This window comes from Micromonospora sp. NPDC047187, assembly GCF_040643355.1.
Taxonomy (GTDB): Bacteria; Actinomycetota; Actinomycetes; order Mycobacteriales; family Micromonosporaceae; genus Micromonospora; species Micromonospora salmantinae.
Window position 1 is genome coordinate 1 of record NZ_JBEYUF010000010.1, and the last position, 17,990, is coordinate 17,990.

Genomic DNA, 17,990 nt, shown 5'->3' on the forward strand with positions numbered 1-17,990 from the left:
GTGCCCACGGATGACCTTCTCGATGGTGTCGCTGAGGTTTCTTCAGCAGGTGCCACCGGTCAGCGACCTGAACCGCGTCAGGTGCTCCCTTGCGGACGCCGTCGGCGTAACTGCCGCCGCGATCGCGGCAGATGATCTGAACGCCGGGGTGTTCGCGCAGCCAGGCGGCGAGGGTGTCGGCGGTGCGGTCGGGTAGAACGTCGATCGGCCTGCGGAAATGCATGTCGATCAGCACGGTGGCGTATCGGTGCCCACGACGTCGGGCGAAGTCGTCCACACCCAGCACCGTCGGCGTCACCGGCGGCGGGTCGGGCATCCGCCGGATCATCCGGATCAACCTCATCCGAGACACCGACACCGCCAACCGATGCGCCAACCGGGAGCCCGGTCGACCGCCCAACGCCACCGCGACCGCCTGCAGGTCACCCGCCGCCAGGACCGTGTGACGGGCATACCGCGACGGGTCAACCCGGGCACCTGCTCGACGAACGTCCGCCGCCGGCACCCGACGCTTGACGCAGGTGAACCTGCGAACCGTCAACGCGACCAACACCTCATGGCCGCCCAGCCTGACGTCGGCCAGCCGCCGCACATAGCAACCATGCAAGGTGGTCGACCAGGTGCCGCAGACTCCACACGCGGACCGAACCGTCCGGGTCGCCGCGTCGATCCTGACCCCGACGCCGCGGACCACCACCGCTTCCAGCCGCAGGCCAACCAGGTGCGGAAGCAACGCCACGATGATCTCCACCCCGGCACCCAACCCGAACCCTCAGCGAGCACGACTCACAAAATGTGTGCCAGAGCCAACTTTCAGCCAGCGTTGACACTACTCCGGAATGCCGGAGCTTCGAGCGGTGAGGGATCGCTTCTTAAAGCTGTACGGCGGATGGGGCGCAACGAATGACCAGGCAGAGGAGGCGGTAGCGGCCATGAAGGCTGCGGCGCAGTCGTTCCTTTGCGACCATCCAGCAGATGACCCGACTCCTTGACCCCCAGGCAACCAACACAGCCGCCCGACCTGCTCCCCCATGACTAGTGAGCTGCAAGAACGGTCCTCCTTCGTCCACGCCCGTCCGTCGAAGTCCGTCCCCGTCGTCACTCGGTTAGTCACCCGGCCCCCTCGGGACCCGCACCGCCGACCTGGCGTTGCCCTCTGCCCGACGGCCTGCGTGCCAGCCTCCGTGGCTGGTACCGGGGAACCGATCAGGGACGAGCGGACTCCAGCGGAGTCCGCTCGTCCCTTCCCGCCCCGCTCGATGTTCCCGTTGGTGGGAGCCTTCGCCTTCGAGCAGCGGTGCGCCGGCTACCAGCAGCGGCCGGTCTGGGGCTGGGGGTTCGCAGCGGTGCCGGGCGTGTTGAGGTTGGTGTCGTTGATCCAGCCGTAGGTGTTGCGGTTGACGTCGTAGGCCAGGTACCAGAGCTTGTTGCCGTACTGCCCCGCCGGCCCGCCGAAGAAGTAACAGTGCAGCTGCGCGGTGTCGTTGTTGACGAAACCGAACCCGGCCGCCCACATCGTTGAGGGCGAGTTCCCCCAGTTGACCGTGCTGGCCGCGTTGACGACCTTGAACTGAGGGTCGCCGGGGTAGTTGTAGTCGGACCCGGTGCCCGCCGGCAGGCACGGCTCGGCCTGCGGCTGGGGGTTCGCGGCCGTGCCGGGCGTGTTGAGGTTGGTGTCGTTGATGAAGCCCTGCTCGCCCCGGGTGTAGTTGTAGGCCCAGTACCAGAGCTTGTTGCCGTACTGCCCCGCCGGCCCGCCGAAGAAGTAGCACTGCAGCCACATCGAGTCGCCAGCGCCGAACGTCCCGGCGTTGCCGTAGTCGGTGTGGGGGTTGGCCCGCAGGCTGCCGGAGCCAACGGCGTTCCACCAGCTGGAGCTGACGGCAGCCCGCGTGGTGGTCTTGGTGTCGGCGAGGCGCGGACCCGACTGCGCCGCAGCGGGGCTCGCGACCATGAGGCTGGCGCACGCGGCGAGCACCGCAACGACGGCCATGGTCCGGTTGAGTGGTGCTGACATAGACGTTCCCTCCACAGAGTGAACCGGCTGCCGGAACATTGACACCTCGCTATCCGGCTGGGCCGGTTGTTGACATAGTCCAGCCAAACCGGCCGCAGGTTCTCCTGGGCGGGCGACGGTCTACCAACAGGGACGACGGTCTATCAGGAGGATGTGCGATGCCGCGGCCGCTACGCCCGATTGATCCGAGCGCCGGTCCGGTTCAGGCGTTCGCCGCCGAGTTGCGTCTGGTTCGGGAAAAGGCCGGCTCGCCGAAATTCCTGCAGATGGCCCGGGCATCCGGCCGTTCTCGCACAGCGCTGTCCGAGGCGGTTGGTGGTGATCACCTGCCGACATGGGAAACCGTCGAGGCATTCCTGCTCGCCTGCGGAGAGCCGCCCGGTCCGTGGCAGATCCGCTGGGACCAGGTCCGCGCCCAACTCGAAGCCGCAGTCGCGCCACCAGCTGAACACAGCGCGACCGCCGCCGTCGATCACGACGGCACTGCGGACCAGGACGGCGCCGTGGCTGAGCCGCTTGAGCCGACCAACAACCGTCGTCGAGCGCGCATCGCCCTGCTCGTCCTGGCGGGACTGGCCGCGGTGACCGCGACCGTCATCGTGCTCATTCCTGCGCCGCACCGGCCGTACACCGACGCCCCGCCCACGCTTGCGCCGTCCGGGCCGGTCGCCGCCGTGGTGGCAAACAAGATCGCCACCGGCTCAGACGGGCTCCTCGAGGACTCCACCCCGGCCTACTTGTCCACCAGGCCGATCCCGTTCTGCGCCCGCAACGGATGCCAGGTCCCGGCCACCACGATGTGGGGCGGCGCCATCGTGCAGGTTCTGTGCCAGCGCGACGGCGCTACCATGACCAACGCCGACACCACCAGCACCGGCATCGAGCACAACCCGCACGCCGCCACCTCCAGCCGCTGGTACCTGGCCACCATCCCCAGCGGCGCCACCGGCTACATCGCCGAGGTCTATCTTGCCCCGGCATCCCGCGGCGGCCTTAACCTGCCGCCCTGCCCGCCCGGCTAGCGGGCCGCTGACTTGGCCAGTCGCTGGGCGCGGGCGTAGAGCTCCTCCCGGGCGACCATGGGTGGCGACCAGCCGTCGGCCCAGGTGCTCAGGAACCGTTCGGCTACCTGTTTGCGGGCGGCGGCTGATCCGGCCCGCTGGTAGGCCTGAGACTTCTCCCACCCTCCCTGCTGCCGTCTGCTTGCAGTCGCACGAGTGCGCATGCGGCCAAGGTGAGTGCTCACGCCTGAGGGGCCCTGTCCGTTGCTAGCTAGGTGTGCGTCATCGATGACGTATGAGCTACGACGGTGCCGTCGGTGCCAGGAGCGCCCCGGCGCGTCCCTTGAGACAGCTCCGACTTGACTGCGGCGATCGCCCGGCCGAGAGGCGAAGCAGCGGGGAAGGACCGCAACGGGGCCCTCCCTGTGCCCGGCCGTCGTGGCTCCCCGCACATTCGTCGCCGACGTCCAGCCCGGGTCTCTTGCCAACGACACCAACACGTATTGGATGGAACCGTGGACCCCTCGATCACACCCGCCCACCCCGTTGCCGACGACATCGCCCGCACATGGGCCCGTGCGGTCCTGACATCCGAACCGGCCGACTATGGCCACGCCAAAGCCGCGGCCCGCGCCGCCTATCGCGCCGCTGGCAGGCCCGAGCCCTCCGAGTTCATCTGGTGCCCGTCCCCGTGGGCCGCCCTCGACCTCGTCAGGAGTTTGATCGAGGCCGGACAGGTTCCACTCGTCCATGCCGTGCGTCGCGCGGTGTTGAACAAGGCGCTGTCTACGGCCCGCAGCCCACTGGTGGATCGAGCCAGCGACACCGAGCGGTTGAGCGCCTTCGGAGAGTTCCACTCCTACTTCGAACGCAAGGGGTTCTACGGCGGGCAACGCTACGACGGCATGGACGAGCGGTACGACATGATGGAGCGCCCCTACCGGTGCCCACCGGTCCTGCCGTCCGAGCGATCGGCGCTGCGGCCGGTGCTTCACGCCGTGCACCAGACCTACCGGCACGTCCTGAGCCCAGCGTGGTCGGCGATCGACCGCGCGATCAGCGCCGATTACACGCTCCAACCAGCCTCGTACTGGTCCGACGAGCACGGGCTCGTCGACCAGAACGACGAGGCTCGTGCCGTCGTCCGCTACAGCACACCTGACCTCAACGACCGATTCTTCGACCCGGCCTGGTGCTTCTACCCCGACCTCATGGTCCTGGCGGCCATCGACACCTACCGCAGAGTTTTCGATACGGACCCCGGCGCCGCCTGGCAGGGCTGCCGCGACGTCGCGCTGACCAGCGGACCCTGGTGGCCCTTCCCCGAAACGGTGGTCATGAGTGAGCGACCCATCCTGCTCACACTCGACGAGCAGGACCGTCTCCATGCCGACGACGGGCCAGCTATTCAATGGCGCAACGGTCACCACGTGTGGGCCCATGACGGCGTTCTCATCGACCCACCTCGCTCAGGATCGGCAACGAGCGGCGCATGATCCCAGAAGCCCGCAGTGATCATCTGGCTATCCACAGGCACCTGAGTTGTCCACAGCTAATGCGATCAGGCATTGATCGGCCGGATCACCCCTGCTGAGGTACCTGCCCGGGGACGATGCCACGTCCCATCCAAACGAAGAAGGAGCGCTGCCATGACCCGGGGTGAACGCAGCCGATCACGGCGCACGGATAGGCCGACGCCACTGGAGCACCTCGCCGGTGTCACAGGCCTGGTCGGCGCGACGGCCGCCCTCGTCGCCGCCCGTCGCCGGCTGCTGACAGCCGCCGCCACGCTGACGGGGAATCGCTGATGCCCGCTGTCGAGGCATGGCTGCTCGGCGGACCTGCCGACGGGCGCATCACCCACATTGAGGTTGACGACGACGGGTCCCTTCCGTAGGCCATCGTCCTGCCGCAGAGCGGCGCCTACGTCGGTGCCCGCGAGTATCCCAGCCCGCCGGTGCAGCACCGCTACCTCCGCTGCTCCGGCGACGTCGACCCGCCAGCCTTCCAGTACGACGGCCCTGTCGCCCAGGACCAGTGACGTCAGCATGGGCTGCCAACCGACCAACGCCTGAGCGGCCGGTGTTCCGACCAGAGAACGACACCACCCCAGCCCGGCCGCACCGCTACCCAACATCATCCGCTAATCGAACGCTTGTACGATTCGCTGGTGGAGGATGTGGCGGCGGGGTGGTGGAACGGGATCTGGGGGCGCCTGGGTCGCCGAGATGTCTGGCTCACCCGCGAGGTCCGGTGGAAGGTCACCGCCCGAGCCGGCGACACCGACACCGGCCGGGTACTTCGGTGGGAGTTCGACACCGAAGGCGAGGCACTCGCCATGGTCAAGCGCCTCCTCGCCGCCGACGCGGGCGGCCAGTGGCGCAAGCAGTCCGGCGACAGCCAGCCGCCACAGCAGACCTAGCACCCGACTGACGGTTGCACCTCGGGGCGCAGACCGTCAGCCGGATCGCGCTCAGGAGCTACAGGTGTTGAGCATGCCCTGCAGGGCGGACTTCTCCGACGACTGCAGGGTCAGGCCCCAGCTGTACTTCACGGTGATCCACATCTTGCTGTAGGTGCACCGGTACGACGACAGGGGCGGCTGCCAGGTGGAGGGGTCCTGGTCGCCCTTGGACTGGTTGACGTTGTCCGTCACCGCGATCAGCTGCGGGCGGGTGAGGTCGTTGGCGAAGCTCTGCCGGCGGCTGGTCGTCCACGAGTTCGCGCCGGAGCGCCACGCCTCGGCCAAGGGGACGACGTGGTCGATGTCGACGTCGGAGGCGGCCGTCCAGGTGGCGCCGTCGTACGGGCTGTACCAGCGGCCCGAGGTGGCAGCGCAGGAGCTGTCGACGACGACGGAGGTGCCGTCGCGCTTGAGAACCTGCTCGCGGGTGTTGCAGCTACCGCTGATCGTGACCCAGTGTGGGAACAGGTCACGGGAGTAGCCGCTGGTCGAGCCCTGTGCCGCCACGGTCAGGGCGTTGAGCTGCGACTGCGCCGTCGCCTTCGACGGGATCCCGGGAGGTGCGGCGGACGCGGGCTGCGCGCTGACGCCAACTAGGACGGCGACGGCGGCGAGGACGACTGCGGCGGCATGGCGCGTGACACGTGGGAAACGTGCAGGGACTGGGGTTACCCGCATAGGGGCCTCCTCGGCACTGGGGTGGACGGCAACCGTCTCTGACGATCGTTGCCATCGAAGGGCGCCTTTGTGAAGGGGTGAGGAAGCAGCCAGGAACTTTGAAGCGCTCTGTGGCTGGCGTGCGGCACGGGCCGGGTCGATCTAACGCAGCCTCGCCGGCCGCCTGTTCTGGGCACGCGCGGTACGCCCATCAGCTGTTGAACGACTGCGCGCCCAACTCCCAGCGACGCAGGTCGACCGGAGACTGCTTGGCGCGCATCGCCGCGATGTTCTCCCGGAGATGGCGCAGGTGCAGGGAGAATGCCTGGGGGTTCGCCCCGCCCCAGCGGCCGAAGATCTCCTCGGCCTCGGCGTTGTACTGGAACGCCTCGGTGCGACGGTCCAGCTGCCAGAGGTATCCGCTCAGGTTCGCCAACACGGCGGCCAGGTCGAGTTCGAAGGCCACCGCGTTGGCCCGGACGAGGTCGCGGAAGATTCCGACCGACTCCTCGGCCGCCGCCACCGCGGCGCTCAGCTGCCCCAGCTCGGCGTGGCGCAGGCTGACCGTGTTCAACGTCAGCGCCAGTTCCGGCCGGTACACCGACGGCTCGTCGTCGCTGAGCCGGCGCCAGATCCGCTCCGCACGACGGACGGTCGCCAGCGCCTCCTCGCGCCGGCCCCGATGCGCCTCGATCACCGCCAGGTTGGCGAGCGCCCCGGCGAGTCCCCGCTCACCCCGCGCCGATCTGCGACCACCGGTGAACAACTCGACCGCCCGTCGACCCGCCACCTCGGCTTTCTCGTGCAACTGGACGTGCGACAGCCGGAGAGCGAGATTGTCCAGCGCCTCCGCGAGCGCCCACCGGAACGACCCGGCATCGTCGCCCGGTCCCTCGGCGAGCGGGGTGAGCAGTTCCACGGCCCGTCGCACACTGGCCAACGCCGCGGAGTAGCGGGTCAGGGCGGCGAGTCGGTGAGCCCGCAGGTGCAGAGCCAGGGCGAGTAGCGCGGACGTCTCCGGCGAGGCGGCGGCCACTGCGGCTTCGCCGGCCGCGACGGCCAGGTCGGTCTGCTCCAGCGCGGCCTCACGGTCGCCGGCATTGGCCAATCGGCGCCCGTACGCGATGTGCAACCGGGCCCGCTCGACCGGGTCCGGGTCCCGGGCCAGGCGGTCAGCGGCGAGGCGAGCCACCACCTCGCGCGCCACGTTGTCGAAGTCGACGTGACGTCCGGGCGGCAGGAAGGGTTCGATCCGGGCCAGAAGCTCGACGTCCACGTCCGGCAGGTCGATGATCTTCGCGAGCACCGCCCCGCCGGCAGCGGTGGCGAGCGCCGGGTCGTCTCGCAGGGCCGGCAGGAGCACTGCGGCGGCCACATGCGGCCAGCCGGCGGCCACCTCGGCGAGCACCGTGAGCGCGCCAGCCCGGACCCGGGCCGCCGGCGCGGTGGGCATGCCCGCACCGCGCAGCAGCGCGCGGACGACGCCGACCGCCCACGGCTTCGGAGCGTACGACGACCACCGGTGACCGGGAATTGCCAGCGCCAGGTACGCCTCCCCGAGCCGGTCGGGCTGCAACGGCTCCAACACCCACCCGGCGTTGCGGGGCGGATAGCAGGTCGAGTGATCGGCCAGGAGTTGGGCCACCCTGCCCGGCTCGCTGCCCACACCGGCGCAACCCACGACCGCCTGGCCCACGTGGTACGGGACGGGACCGGCCAGCATCGCGACGAGAACCACGCGATCGAGCTGCTCGACCCCGCTGGTGACGGCGTCGCCGGCGAGCAACTGCCGCCAGTGCCCGACCTCCCGGTCGAGCAGGTATCCGTACATGTCCACCAACGTGGACGGCACCTGCAGGGTCCGATCGTGGCTGACCGCCACCGCGACCAGCGCGGCCAGCTGAAGACTCAGTGCCGATCCGTACGCCGGGTCGGCCAGATCCGGCACACGCACCGCGTCGATTCGCGCATGGGAGACGAGTGCGGCGAAGCGGGCCGCAGCGGTACGGAAGAGCCGTTCCCTGGTGTCCGCGTCGGGTGCCAACGCGGCCAGCTCGAACTCGTCGACCGCCATCCCCAGGGTGGCCCGCAGCCAGTGCCGCAACGCCTGCCACCAGTACCCCACGGCCCGGGCCAACACCAGCACCCGGACCGGGCCCTCGCGGTGCAGTCGAGGATCGGTGAACAGGGCTCGCAGGTCGCTGGCGGGCCACCAGTCGCCATAGTCGACGAGCACCAAAAGCCCGGCGGTGGCCCGACGCTGATCACCCGTGGTGACGCGATCCGGCTCACCGGGATCAAGATATGCCCGCAGCACCTCCCAGCCGGCCTTGCGGGCGGTATCCGCGAACTGGTCGGCGAGGCGTGTCTTGCCCTGGCCGCCCGGCGCGTGGATCAGCTGGACCGCGCGGTCCGGCCGGTCGCGTGTGGCGGTCAGCCACTCCCCCAGTGACTGCTGCTCCTCGTCACGGCCGAGGAATGGCACCACACGATGCCGTGCGTCGAGCAGTTCGGCGAGGCGCAGGGTCTCCGCCGGGCGTGGTGTCCCGCCGGCCAGGGCGGTCAGTCGATAGCGCGGCAGCCCGAGGGTGACGTCGCCGTCGACGAACCCGGAGATGGCGATGCTGCCAGGGGCGTCCGCCCAGGCGTCGCCGGTGTTGGAGAGGGTGTACCCGGCCGGGGTGGGTACGTCGGAGTGGTCGCGGTTCATCAGGGACGGCGAACGATTCCGGTAATCGCCTGTCCACCGTCGCCGGCCGTGGCGTCCCCGGTGCGGGAGACCTCCATCGGCGTGGCGTCGCTGGCCGGGGCGTCGATGCCCGAGTTGGCGTACCCGGCGCCCCGGGCCCACGTCGCCCCCGTCTCCCGGGCGCGGACTCCGGACCGGGCTGTAGGCAGAGCGGCCCACAGGGCCACCCCAACCCCGGCGAGCCCCGCCAACGCGGACACCGCAGTCGCGATCCTGTCGGCCGAGTCCCACCGCAGGACGACGAAGGCGCTAGCCAACACGGCGACCAGCAGCCCCGTGATCAACAACACGATGTGACGACGCGACCTCATAAGGTCATCCTGACGTGCTCGTCAAGCGACGCGCTACCGAGGAACCCCGGGTGAGGCCGTGGCTGTCGGGCGCGGCCGGAGCAGGTCGAGTCGGAGCGCCCCGCAGCAGGCGCAGGAAGGCTCAAGGTCGCCGGTCGGTGCCGCCGTGATACGCGGGCGGGCGCATACCCGCTACCGTAAACCCATCGGGGATCATCGCTGGGAGGGTTGGTGCGGCCGAGTCGACGTCCACCTATTGCCCTTCAACTGTCGCTGCTCATCATCGCCGTCCTGCTGGAGATCGCGGCGAACTTCTTCGCCAATGCCGACACGTCACCCCTGACGGCCGGGATCCGTCAGGTTGCCGGTCCGGCGCTGATCGTTCTGTTGGTGGTGCTGATCGTCGGGAACGGCCTGGTGCTGTGGTGGCAGGCGCCCCGTAGTCCGCGGCCGATGTGGCGGTCGGATCGCAGCCCTTATCCCGGGTTGTCTGCCTTTACGGAGCAGGACGCGTCGGTGTTCTTCGGTCGGGAGGAGCAGGTCGCTGAGCTGGTAAGACGCCTGCATGAGCTCGGTCTGGACGGGTCCGACCGGTTCGTCTGTGTCACCGGCGCCTCCGGCAGCGGCAAGTCCTCACTGGTGCATGCTGGCGTGGTTCCCCGGCTGCGAGTGGGACGGTGGCAGGTGTTGCCAGCGGTCACGCCGGCAGGTGAACCGCTCGGTGTGCTCGCGGACCGGCGGACCTTGTCGCGGTCGTGGAGCAGCCCGCCCAGCTCGCCGGCTTGCGCTTCGAAGACGGTCTCGTCGACCAGATCGTCGCCGACACCGCTACACCGGACGCGTTGCCACTGCTGGCGTACCTGCTTCAGGAGCTGCACCGGGCGTCCGGGCCCGGCCAGACGGCTACCCGCCAGGCGTACCAGGCACTCGGCGGCGTCGCCGGGGCTCTGAGCCGCCAAGCCGACAGCGTCATGGCGGACGTGCGCCACGACAGCAGCACCGAGGACGTCCTGGACACCCTGCTCCGTCTGGTAGCGATGGAGGGCACCGAACCGACCCGACGCCGGGTGCCCCTGCGGGACCTCTCCGACAGTCAGCGTCGGATGATCGCCGTCTTCACCGACGCCCGGCTGCTCACCACCGACGTGATCGACGGTGAGCCCTACGCCCAGGTCGCACACGAGGCGTTGTTCCGCCAGTGGGCGCCGCTGCGCCAGCAAGTGGAAGCGCGGGCGGAGCAACTGCGCCGGCGTACCGAGCTGGAACGGTGGGCGGCAGACTGGGTGCACGCCGGGCGCAGCGCCGACTACCTCCTCACCGGGGAACGGCTTGCGCTGGCCGGGCAGTGGCTGGAAGCAATGGAGTCGGCCGGCCAGGACAGCCCAACCGCCCGCGCCTTGGTGAACGCCTCCCGCAGCCGGGACACCGCGTTCCTGCACCGGGTGTCGGAGACGATCGGTCAGTTCGCACTCGGCAACGTCGACCGGCACCCGGAGCTCGCGGTGCTGCTGACCTCGGCCGCCCTCCAGGAGTGCCCGCCAACGCCCGTTGCCCGCCGGGCCCTGATGGCAGCCTTGGCGTTCAGCCACACCGAGGCAGTACTCGCCGGACACACCGACGCCGTCCGCGGAGTCGCGTGGGCACCCGACGGGGCGCATCTGGCCACCGCGTCCAGAGACGGCACCGCGCGGATCTGGCACGCCGACACCGGCACGGTCGTCCGGGTGCTGCGCGGGCACACCGGCATGGTGGACGCCGTCGGCTGGTCCCCCGACGCCACCCGGCTCGCTACCGCCTCCCGAGACGGCACGATCCGGGTGTGGCACGCGGCAACGGCGGCAACGGTCGCGGTGTTGCCATGCGGAGACGTGGCACGCGGTGTTACCTGGTCACCCGACGGGTCCCGCCTCGCCGGGTCAAGCCGGGACCGGACGGTCCAGGTATGGGACACCGCCACCTGGGAGCTTGCCGCTCATCTGGTCGGCCACGAAGGGGACGTGTGGGGCCTACGGTTCGCCCCCGACTCCCGTCGGCTGGCCTCCGCCTCCCACGACCGGTCCGTCATCGTCTGGGACCTCACCACAGCTACAGCGGAGCAGAGGCTCACGGGGCACGGCGACTTCGTCGAGGCCGTCGACTGGTCCCCCGACGGCAGCCAACTCGTCACCGGCTCCGGTGACCACACCGTACGAATCTGGGATCTGGCGACCGGCGAAACCCGACACGTCATCGGCGGTCAGGGATCACCCGTCTGGTCGGTCGCCTGGTCCCCCGACGGCCGCACCGTCGTGTTCGCCAGCGGCGACGGCAGCATCCGCGCCTGGGACGTCCGCAGATTGCGCGAAGTAGCCGAGCTACGCGGGCACTCCCAGGTCGCCTGGTCCATCGCACTGTCTCCCGACGGGCGACGGGCCCTCAGCAGTTCCGGTGACGGCACCGCCCGGCTGTGGACGATCCAGCCGCATGGCGCCGAACAACGGCTCCTCGCCGGACACGACGGACCGGTCACCGCGCTCCCGCTGGATCGGACGGGAAGGATCGTCACCGGTGGCGCCGACGGCGCCGTACGAACCTGGCAGCCGGACGGCACAGCGGACGTCACGACGTGGCCGGAACCGGTCGTGGCCCTTGCCTGCTCACCGACAGCCGACGTGATCGCCGTGGCCCTGCGCGACGGCTCGGCCCACCTGGCCGGCGCCGACGGCGACGTGCGCTTCGGGGCCGAGGTCGAATCGCTGGCCTGGTCACCGGACGGGTCCCGCTTGGCCGCAGGCTGCAAGGACAACTCGGTACGAGTCTGGGACGTCCGCACACGCAGTTCCGCCGGCGTCCTGCGCGGACACGCCGACTGGGTAGGAGCGCTCGCCTGGTCGCCGAGCGGCCGCTACCTCGCCTCCGGCTCCGACGACCGAACCGTCCGCGTCTGGGACATCGAGCACCCCGGCGACAGCACGGTCCACTCCGGTCACCAGAACTACGTGGACGCCATCAGTTGGGCGCCTGACGAGAGCAGGCTTGCCACCTGCTCCGCCGACTGGACCATCCGCGTCTGGGACCTCACCGGCACAGACCAGCCGCGGGTACTGACCGGCCACGACAAGCGCGTCCGCGCAGTGGCATGGGCACCGGACGGCCAGCGCCTCGCATCCTGCTCCGACGACCGCACCGTACGGATCTGGGGCAGCGCGAACGACGACCACAGTGAGGTGATCGGCGTCCACCGTGACGGCGTGACCAGCCTGACGTGCTTGCCGGACGGGCGGCAGGTCGTGACGGGTTCAGCGGACGGCACTGCCCGCGTCTGGGAAGAATCCGTCGACTTGGCCGAGTTGACCGCGGTAGCGCGCTCGCGGGTGTTCCGCGCGCTCACCGACGACGAGAGGCAGGCGCACCTACTGCCCGGCGATGCGGACTCATAGCGTCTGCTCGACCTCGCGGGTCTCCTCGCCCACCAGGTAATCGTCCGGATCCAAGCCGAGCGCCTTGCGACGCTCCGAGGCCCAGTAGGCAGCGTTGGCCTCATCGAACGACTCAGGGCCCTCGTGCGAGATCACCCAGACGTGCTGATTCCGCGCCCGGTCCTTCCACGACCCATGGATCTCGAAACCAAGATCACGACGCAGCGGGACGACCAAACGCTGCCACCGGTCCACCCACTCATCCAGCAGCCCCGCACGGACCGTGTAGGTACGGATCTGCACAGTCCTTGCCATACCTGTCACCTCATCCGTGGCGCGACCCAGGGCGCCATCGACCCTAACCGAAGCAATGGACCCGCGCCGGCCACCCAGTCCAGCACCGGACGAGATCTCTGGCTCACCCTCTGGCCCTTAGTACTCCAGCCGCACTTGGTGGAGTCGGCATCTTCGCTGGTAGTGGGCTGTCTTGGCGCGGTACTGGTGTCGGCGCTGCCATCGTGACCATCGATGTATGTGATCGAAGGGTCGGATGGTGGTGATCAGGTGTGCCAGCAGACGGCGGACCTCGCCGAGGGTGAGCGGAATGAGGCCGTCATCGTGTCCGGCGCCCCCTTTTTGGCGTGGGCGGCGGTGACGGCGAGGTAGGCGTGGGCGCACAGAACGAGTGTTATGTGGCGGTACCAGGCGACGTACCGACGCACCTGGTAATGATCCAGGCCGACCTCGGTTTTGGCGGTCTGAAAGCACTCCTCGACCGCCCAGCGGGTTCCGGCGATGCGGATCAGGTCCTCGTCCTGGGTGCCTGCGGGGCCGAAGCACAGGTAGTAGGCCAGGTCCGTGGGGTCGGTGATGCTGCGCCGAATCAACAACCAGTGGCCGTATCCGTCGGCGGCGCCGGGCAGGGAGGCCACGGCCCAGTCGTAGAGCCGTGGCCCTTTGGCGCCGTCGCCGCAGCTGCGCCGCTTCCACGCCAGGGCCGGCGCATTCGCGGCGAGGACGTCCGGGCGGGAGTTGCCGGCCGTGGTCGGGATCCGCTGGTTGCGGGGCACGGCGACGACGTAACCGATGTGGTGCTGCTGCAGCCAGGTCCGGAACTTCGAGTCCTGTCCGTATGCCTCGTCTGCGGTGACCCACCTCGCCGGTAGGCCCGCGGTGATGGCGCGTTGAATCATCCGCAGGCCCAGCGCGGGCTTGGCGGCGAACCCACTGTTCGCCTCGATGCCGGCTTCCTCGCGGCGGACGGGGTCGTCGCACCAGCCGCGGGGCAGATACAACTCCCGGTCGATCAGCGTGCGCCCGACCGGGCTGGCGTAGGCCAGGAACACCCCAAGTTGGCAGTTCTCCGTCCGCCCGGCCGTACCGGAGTACTGACGCTGCACCCCAGCCGACTTGATGCCCTTCTTCAGGAAGCCTGTTTCATCGACGATCAGCACCCCGTCGTCGTGGCCGAGATGCTCGCTCACGTAGGCGAACAGGTCGTCACGAACAGCGTCCGGATCCCACGCGGACCGGTTGAGCAGCCGTTGCATCCGGTCCGGTGTCGCATCGCCGGCGGCCTCTGCCAGGGTCCAGCCGTTCTTGCTCGCCAATGGCGACAGCAACCCGACCAGGTAGGTCAGCGCTTGCCGGCGCGGCTCTGCGCGCCCGAACCGGTGCGCAAACCGCGCCAGCAGATCGTCCAACCCAGCCCGCCAGCCCACGATCTCATCGATCATCACAAGCACGGGAGCCTGCCCGCCCTCCGACCAGCCACAACAGACAGACGGTGCGACCACGTACCCCATCCGGCGAATAGCATCGACGTCTGCAGCTGCACGGCCGACATGACTCGGCAGCCGATCCTGACGATGAGCTGCCGAAACTTCAGATCAGGCAAGTGCGGCTGGAGTATTAAGCCGTGACGACCTCAGAGACGTCTCGTAACTCGTGGCAGCTTGGGCGAGGCGATCCAGAGATGGCTGATCGATGGCTGTTGGGTTGCTGGATGGACCGGACGCGCGAGGCGACATCAATGCATGGCAGGGTACTGAGCTCACAGCCGTGTCGGGTGTAGGCGGCGACCATCACGTCGTGGCTACGGGTGGCTTCCGCGAAGTCTTGGTGTCGTCGCTGCCGGTGGTGTAGATCTGCGGCAGGGCCGGGCGATCAACACGCTGGTGGTAGCGAAACAGACGCGCTGCGGCTGTCAGGTGCCTGGAATGGGCTGGCCGAGTAGGAGGTAAAGCCGGCCGGGTCCGGAATCCCCGGTCGAAGACGTCGCCGCCATCGGTTGCCCGATCGCCACGACGCAACGGGCAGGCTCGGTAAGCCGTTCGCTGGGCGACGTCGTAGACCTGTCACGGCGGTGGGCATCTGCCGCATCGACCAAGCGTTGAGCGCGGGTACCGCAACTCGTCCGTCCACTGTCAGGACCTCGCCCACCTCGTCCGGCGCGCCCACGCCGCCAACCCCAGCACCTCGTTGCCGCTCAGTGCGGTGAGTGCAGTCTCATCGACCGTCCGGGGGCCCGCCGGCGTGCCGATCGTGCTCAAGCCAGATGGGCGCGGATCGCGGCACGCGCCGACCGTAAGATCGCTCGCCGGAGGATTGCGGGGGTGATTCTGCCAGGACTGATACCGACAATTGTTGTCTACCCTCCACATTGGCGTTGCCGCACCCTGGGAACCACACGAGAGGCTAAGGGGTGCGAAGTGAAGTTGGTTCTTCGAGCCATGATTGAGATCATGCACGCCGTGCGCGACGGCAGCGAGAGCAGCGCCCGAGCGATTCGCATGTGTGTGCTGTACGTGATCTTCGTCAGCGGATTCGTGGCGACCTTGTGGCTAGTCACGATTCTCGGCATCTAGCGGTTCAGGGCGGGACTGGAGCGCCGGCAACATCCGGAACCGGTCTCGCCCTCAGCCAGCCGTCGGACTTCGCCAACTCAACTGGGTTCTCGTCCCATTGCCGGGTTCAGAACGAATCTTGGCCGAGCCACCGACGTGACTCATGCCAGCGTCGGCCAGGCGCCGGGCGACATCCGCCTGTTTGAGTGTGCCGAGTCCGTGATCTCGAATCACGACCTCGAATCCCTCGCCGGTGCTGCTGGCTCGCACCACTGCGTGAAAGACCGAGGCGTGGTTGACAACGGCCTGCAGCACCCCGTCAACCGCGCTGAGGAAGGCGTTCGAGACGGCACTTGGTGGGTCAGCCGCCAGTTGAGACGTGACGAGCTCAATCCGCAGCCCACCGCTGCGGAATGTCGCTACAAGCCGACCGAGGTCGGCCGCGAACCTTGAGCCGGACCGGCTGTGGTCGATTGTTGACCGGAGGCGGGCCACCTCGTCTAAAGCAATGCCACGTATATCCATGAGATCATCACGACTGATGACACTCTGCGTCTTCACCGTGATCGCGAGCAACGACCGGGACACGCTGGAGTAGAGGTCACGCAAAGCCCACGCGCGCTCGATTGCTAGTCCGGTCTTGATGCCCTCGTCAACTGCCTGCTGGGCGCCCCGCCGCGCGAGCCGGGTCAGGAGCCAGGCAATTGCGAACGTGGCGATCAGCCATCCTTGCCGGGTCACCAGCTGTGGGAGTACGCCGACCGAGAGCGCGGTGTGGTTCGCGATAGTCATCACGACGAGCAGGATGAGCCCGCCCGCCACGATCGCGGCGCCGGCGCGTACGCCACGCAGCCCTGTCCAGAACGCGACTGCACCGAGGGTGTACCCCCAGAGCACCTCGTGACCGGGGGCGAGCAGCGTCCCCTCCGGCAGTTGGTAGGCCGACCAGAGGTTGAGGCCAGCAGTCAGGCCAAGGTCAACCGCAACCAATGCCCACGACCTGAACACCCGGGCGAACCGACCCAGAAGGAGCGCGATCAGAAGTGCAAAGTCAAATGCCAGAACGCCAACAACCGCCACGAGAAAAAGCCACTCCTGTCGACCGTCCAAGTTCGCGAAGAGGCCGCTCACCTGCAGGGGGCTCAGCGCAACGCGATAGGTGAGCGCGACGACCACGAACCAGGCCAGCGCCTGATTAGTCAGTGCATCCACGCTTGTCGAGGTCGTCGGGCTCAATGCGATCGCCGCGTGTGGGGCCACGCCTATTCGCATCTTGCGTACCGCGTCGAAGTTCACCACAAGCTTCACCCGCGTACCGCCGCCTGGCTCCGACCAGATCGCGGCGTGGCCGCCGACCTCCGTCATCCGCCGGTGAATCGACTCCGGTATGCCGACACCGGATCGCCGTGCCGTTGCGTCGAACCCCCGGCCATGGTCGCGGATCGTCACCTCGTATCCGGCGCCGTTTGTTGCCGCATGGATCACAGCCCGGTCGACCCCGGCATGTTTGCCAACGTTGGTGAGCGCCTCTCGGGTAGCAGCGAGGAGACGGTCCGCGACTGCCCGGGGCGGATCCGCGGCGAGATCGGCTGTGACCAGTTCGACTCGCAGGTTCTGGACGTCGAGGCGGCGCACAAGATCTTGGAGACCGTCAACCAGACCGGTTCGTTGCTGGTCGTCGAGGAGGATCGCCCGGTCAAGCGAGGCGACTTGGTCGGCCGCGAGACGGTGGATGTGGCGGGTTCTCTCTTCGATCGGAACTTCACTGGCGACCGCCCGTTGAGCGATCTGCGCCAGGGTCTGCAACACCGTGTCGTGTATCAGCCGGAGGGCCTGGATCCGTTCCAGGGCTCGGCCGGCTCGACGGCCCTCGGCGTTGCCGAGCCCGACGCCCTGCCTGGCCAGCCGCATGATGACGACCGGCAGGGGAACTGCGGACACAAGCCAGCCAAACCGGGCCAGGATGTGGCCGACGCCGGGGCCGGCGATCGGCGCCTGGTTGATGGCGACCATGCCCAGCTGGACGAGTCCGCCGCCTACGACGAGCCAAAGCCCGAACCGAGCTCCCTTGAGCGCAGTCCATACCGCGACCGTGCCCATCGCGTAAATCCAGAAGACGTCGTGGTACGGCTGGAGGAGCGCACCTTTTGGCAGGATCGCGGCGCCCCAGAGGTTCACTAGAGCGGCGGGGGCGATGTCGATGGTCGCGAAGGCCTGGTTGCTCATAAATGTCCGTAGCCTCGGCCGCAGCACCCCTACGGCCAAAAGCCCGTTCCACAGCATCAGGCCAACGACCACCGGTAAGTACTTCTCCGCAGTAGTTCCCAGGGTTGAAAGGCCTCCGATCAGCGCGAACGGCGCGACAACGACGCGATAGACGAAGCACGCAACGACGACCCAATCGGTGGTACGGACGGCGAAATCCTCATGCAGGTCATCCCGAACAGCATCCCGGAGGCCAATCTTCTCCAGATGTGCCGGCAAATCCGTCCGCAGGAAACTGTCGATCATGCGGACCGCGGCTTGCACGGCGCGCACGAGACGCGCGACAGTGACGGAAGGTGGCAT

The 17,990-nt window shown here is 68.6% G+C and carries 13 protein-coding genes and 1 pseudogene; 5 read left to right on the plus strand and 9 right to left on the minus strand.

Annotation, left to right across the window (positions count from 1 at the left end; all coding sequences use genetic code 11):
• Positions 1–751 (minus strand): ISL3 family transposase (locus ABZ794_RS17790; RefSeq protein ID WP_357516321.1); only part of this gene is annotated, 751 nt, incomplete at its 3' end.
• Between the two features lie 555 nt (positions 752–1,306).
• Positions 1,307–2,017 (minus strand): hypothetical protein, encoded by a 711-nt coding sequence (locus tag ABZ794_RS17795; RefSeq protein WP_357516323.1) that lies wholly within the window; start codon positions 2,015–2,017, stop codon positions 1,307–1,309.
• Between the two features lie 158 nt (positions 2,018–2,175).
• On the opposite strand from ABZ794_RS17795, the gene ABZ794_RS17800 reads away from it, so the two are divergent.
• Entirely contained in the window at positions 2,176–3,039 is an 864-nt protein-coding gene (locus tag ABZ794_RS17800) for a helix-turn-helix transcriptional regulator (protein ID WP_357516325.1), read from the plus strand.
• Here the strand turns inward: ABZ794_RS17800 and ABZ794_RS17805 are convergent.
• Positions 3,036–3,242 carry a hypothetical protein gene (locus ABZ794_RS17805; protein WP_357516326.1) on the minus strand — a complete coding sequence of 69 codons (207 nt, stop codon included), beginning with the start codon at positions 3,240–3,242 and terminating at the stop codon, positions 3,036–3,038. The genes ABZ794_RS17800 and ABZ794_RS17805 overlap by 4 nt on opposite strands.
• Before the next feature lie 291 nt (positions 3,243–3,533).
• On the opposite strand from ABZ794_RS17805, the gene ABZ794_RS17810 reads away from it, so the two are divergent.
• Together ABZ794_RS17810 and ABZ794_RS17815 are read left to right on the plus strand one after the other, a co-directional pair.
• Complete coding sequence (locus tag ABZ794_RS17810; RefSeq protein WP_357516328.1) at positions 3,534–4,514, plus strand: DUF6745 domain-containing protein; 981 nt, start codon at positions 3,534–3,536, stop codon at positions 4,512–4,514.
• Between the two features lie 674 nt (positions 4,515–5,188).
• Positions 5,189–5,440, plus strand: a complete 252-nt coding sequence (locus ABZ794_RS17815; RefSeq protein ID WP_357516330.1) for a hypothetical protein — start codon at positions 5,189–5,191, stop codon at positions 5,438–5,440.
• Between the two features lie 51 nt (positions 5,441–5,491).
• On the opposite strand, the gene ABZ794_RS17820 is transcribed toward ABZ794_RS17815, so the two are convergent.
• From ABZ794_RS17820 to ABZ794_RS17830, 3 genes are all read right to left on the minus strand, one after another.
• Entirely contained in the window at positions 5,492–6,160 is a 669-nt protein-coding gene (locus tag ABZ794_RS17820) for an HNH endonuclease family protein (protein ID WP_357516332.1), read from the minus strand.
• A 190-nt stretch (positions 6,161–6,350) separates the two neighbouring features.
• Positions 6,351–8,849: a tetratricopeptide repeat protein gene (locus ABZ794_RS17825; protein WP_357516334.1), complete on the minus strand. Its 2,499-nt coding sequence runs from the start codon at positions 8,847–8,849 to the stop codon at positions 6,351–6,353.
• Positions 8,849–9,199, minus strand: a complete 351-nt coding sequence (locus ABZ794_RS17830; RefSeq protein ID WP_266305468.1) for a hypothetical protein — start codon at positions 9,197–9,199, stop codon at positions 8,849–8,851. Before ABZ794_RS17830 ends, ABZ794_RS17825 begins: the two co-directional genes overlap by 1 nt.
• Positions 9,200–9,409: 210 nt before the next feature.
• On the opposite strand from ABZ794_RS17830, the pseudogene ABZ794_RS17835 reads away from it, so the two are divergent.
• Positions 9,410–12,597: pseudogene (locus ABZ794_RS17835) on the plus strand (WD40 repeat domain-containing protein).
• Here ABZ794_RS17835 and ABZ794_RS17840 read toward each other — a convergent pair.
• Entirely contained in the window at positions 12,592–12,879 is a 288-nt protein-coding gene (locus tag ABZ794_RS17840; RefSeq protein WP_357516336.1) for an NIPSNAP family containing protein, read from the minus strand. The pseudogene ABZ794_RS17835 and the gene ABZ794_RS17840 sit on opposite strands and share 6 nt — an antisense overlap.
• 257 nt (positions 12,880–13,136) lie before the next feature.
• Positions 13,137–14,315, minus strand: coding sequence for an IS701 family transposase (locus tag ABZ794_RS17845; RefSeq protein WP_357516623.1), 1,179 nt, complete (start codon positions 14,313–14,315; stop codon positions 13,137–13,139).
• A gap of 972 nt (positions 14,316–15,287) precedes the next feature.
• On the opposite strand from ABZ794_RS17845, the gene ABZ794_RS17850 reads away from it, so the two are divergent.
• A complete protein-coding gene (locus ABZ794_RS17850) occupies positions 15,288–15,443 on the plus strand; it encodes a hypothetical protein (protein ID WP_357516338.1) in 156 nt (51 codons plus the stop codon).
• 51 nt (positions 15,444–15,494) lie between these two features.
• Here the strand turns inward: ABZ794_RS17850 and ABZ794_RS17855 are convergent, their stop codons facing one another.
• On the minus strand, positions 15,495–17,933 hold the full coding sequence (locus ABZ794_RS17855; protein WP_357516340.1) for an ATP-binding protein: 2,439 nt from the start codon (positions 17,931–17,933) through the stop codon (positions 15,495–15,497).
• Positions 17,934–17,990: the final 57 nt, after the last annotated feature.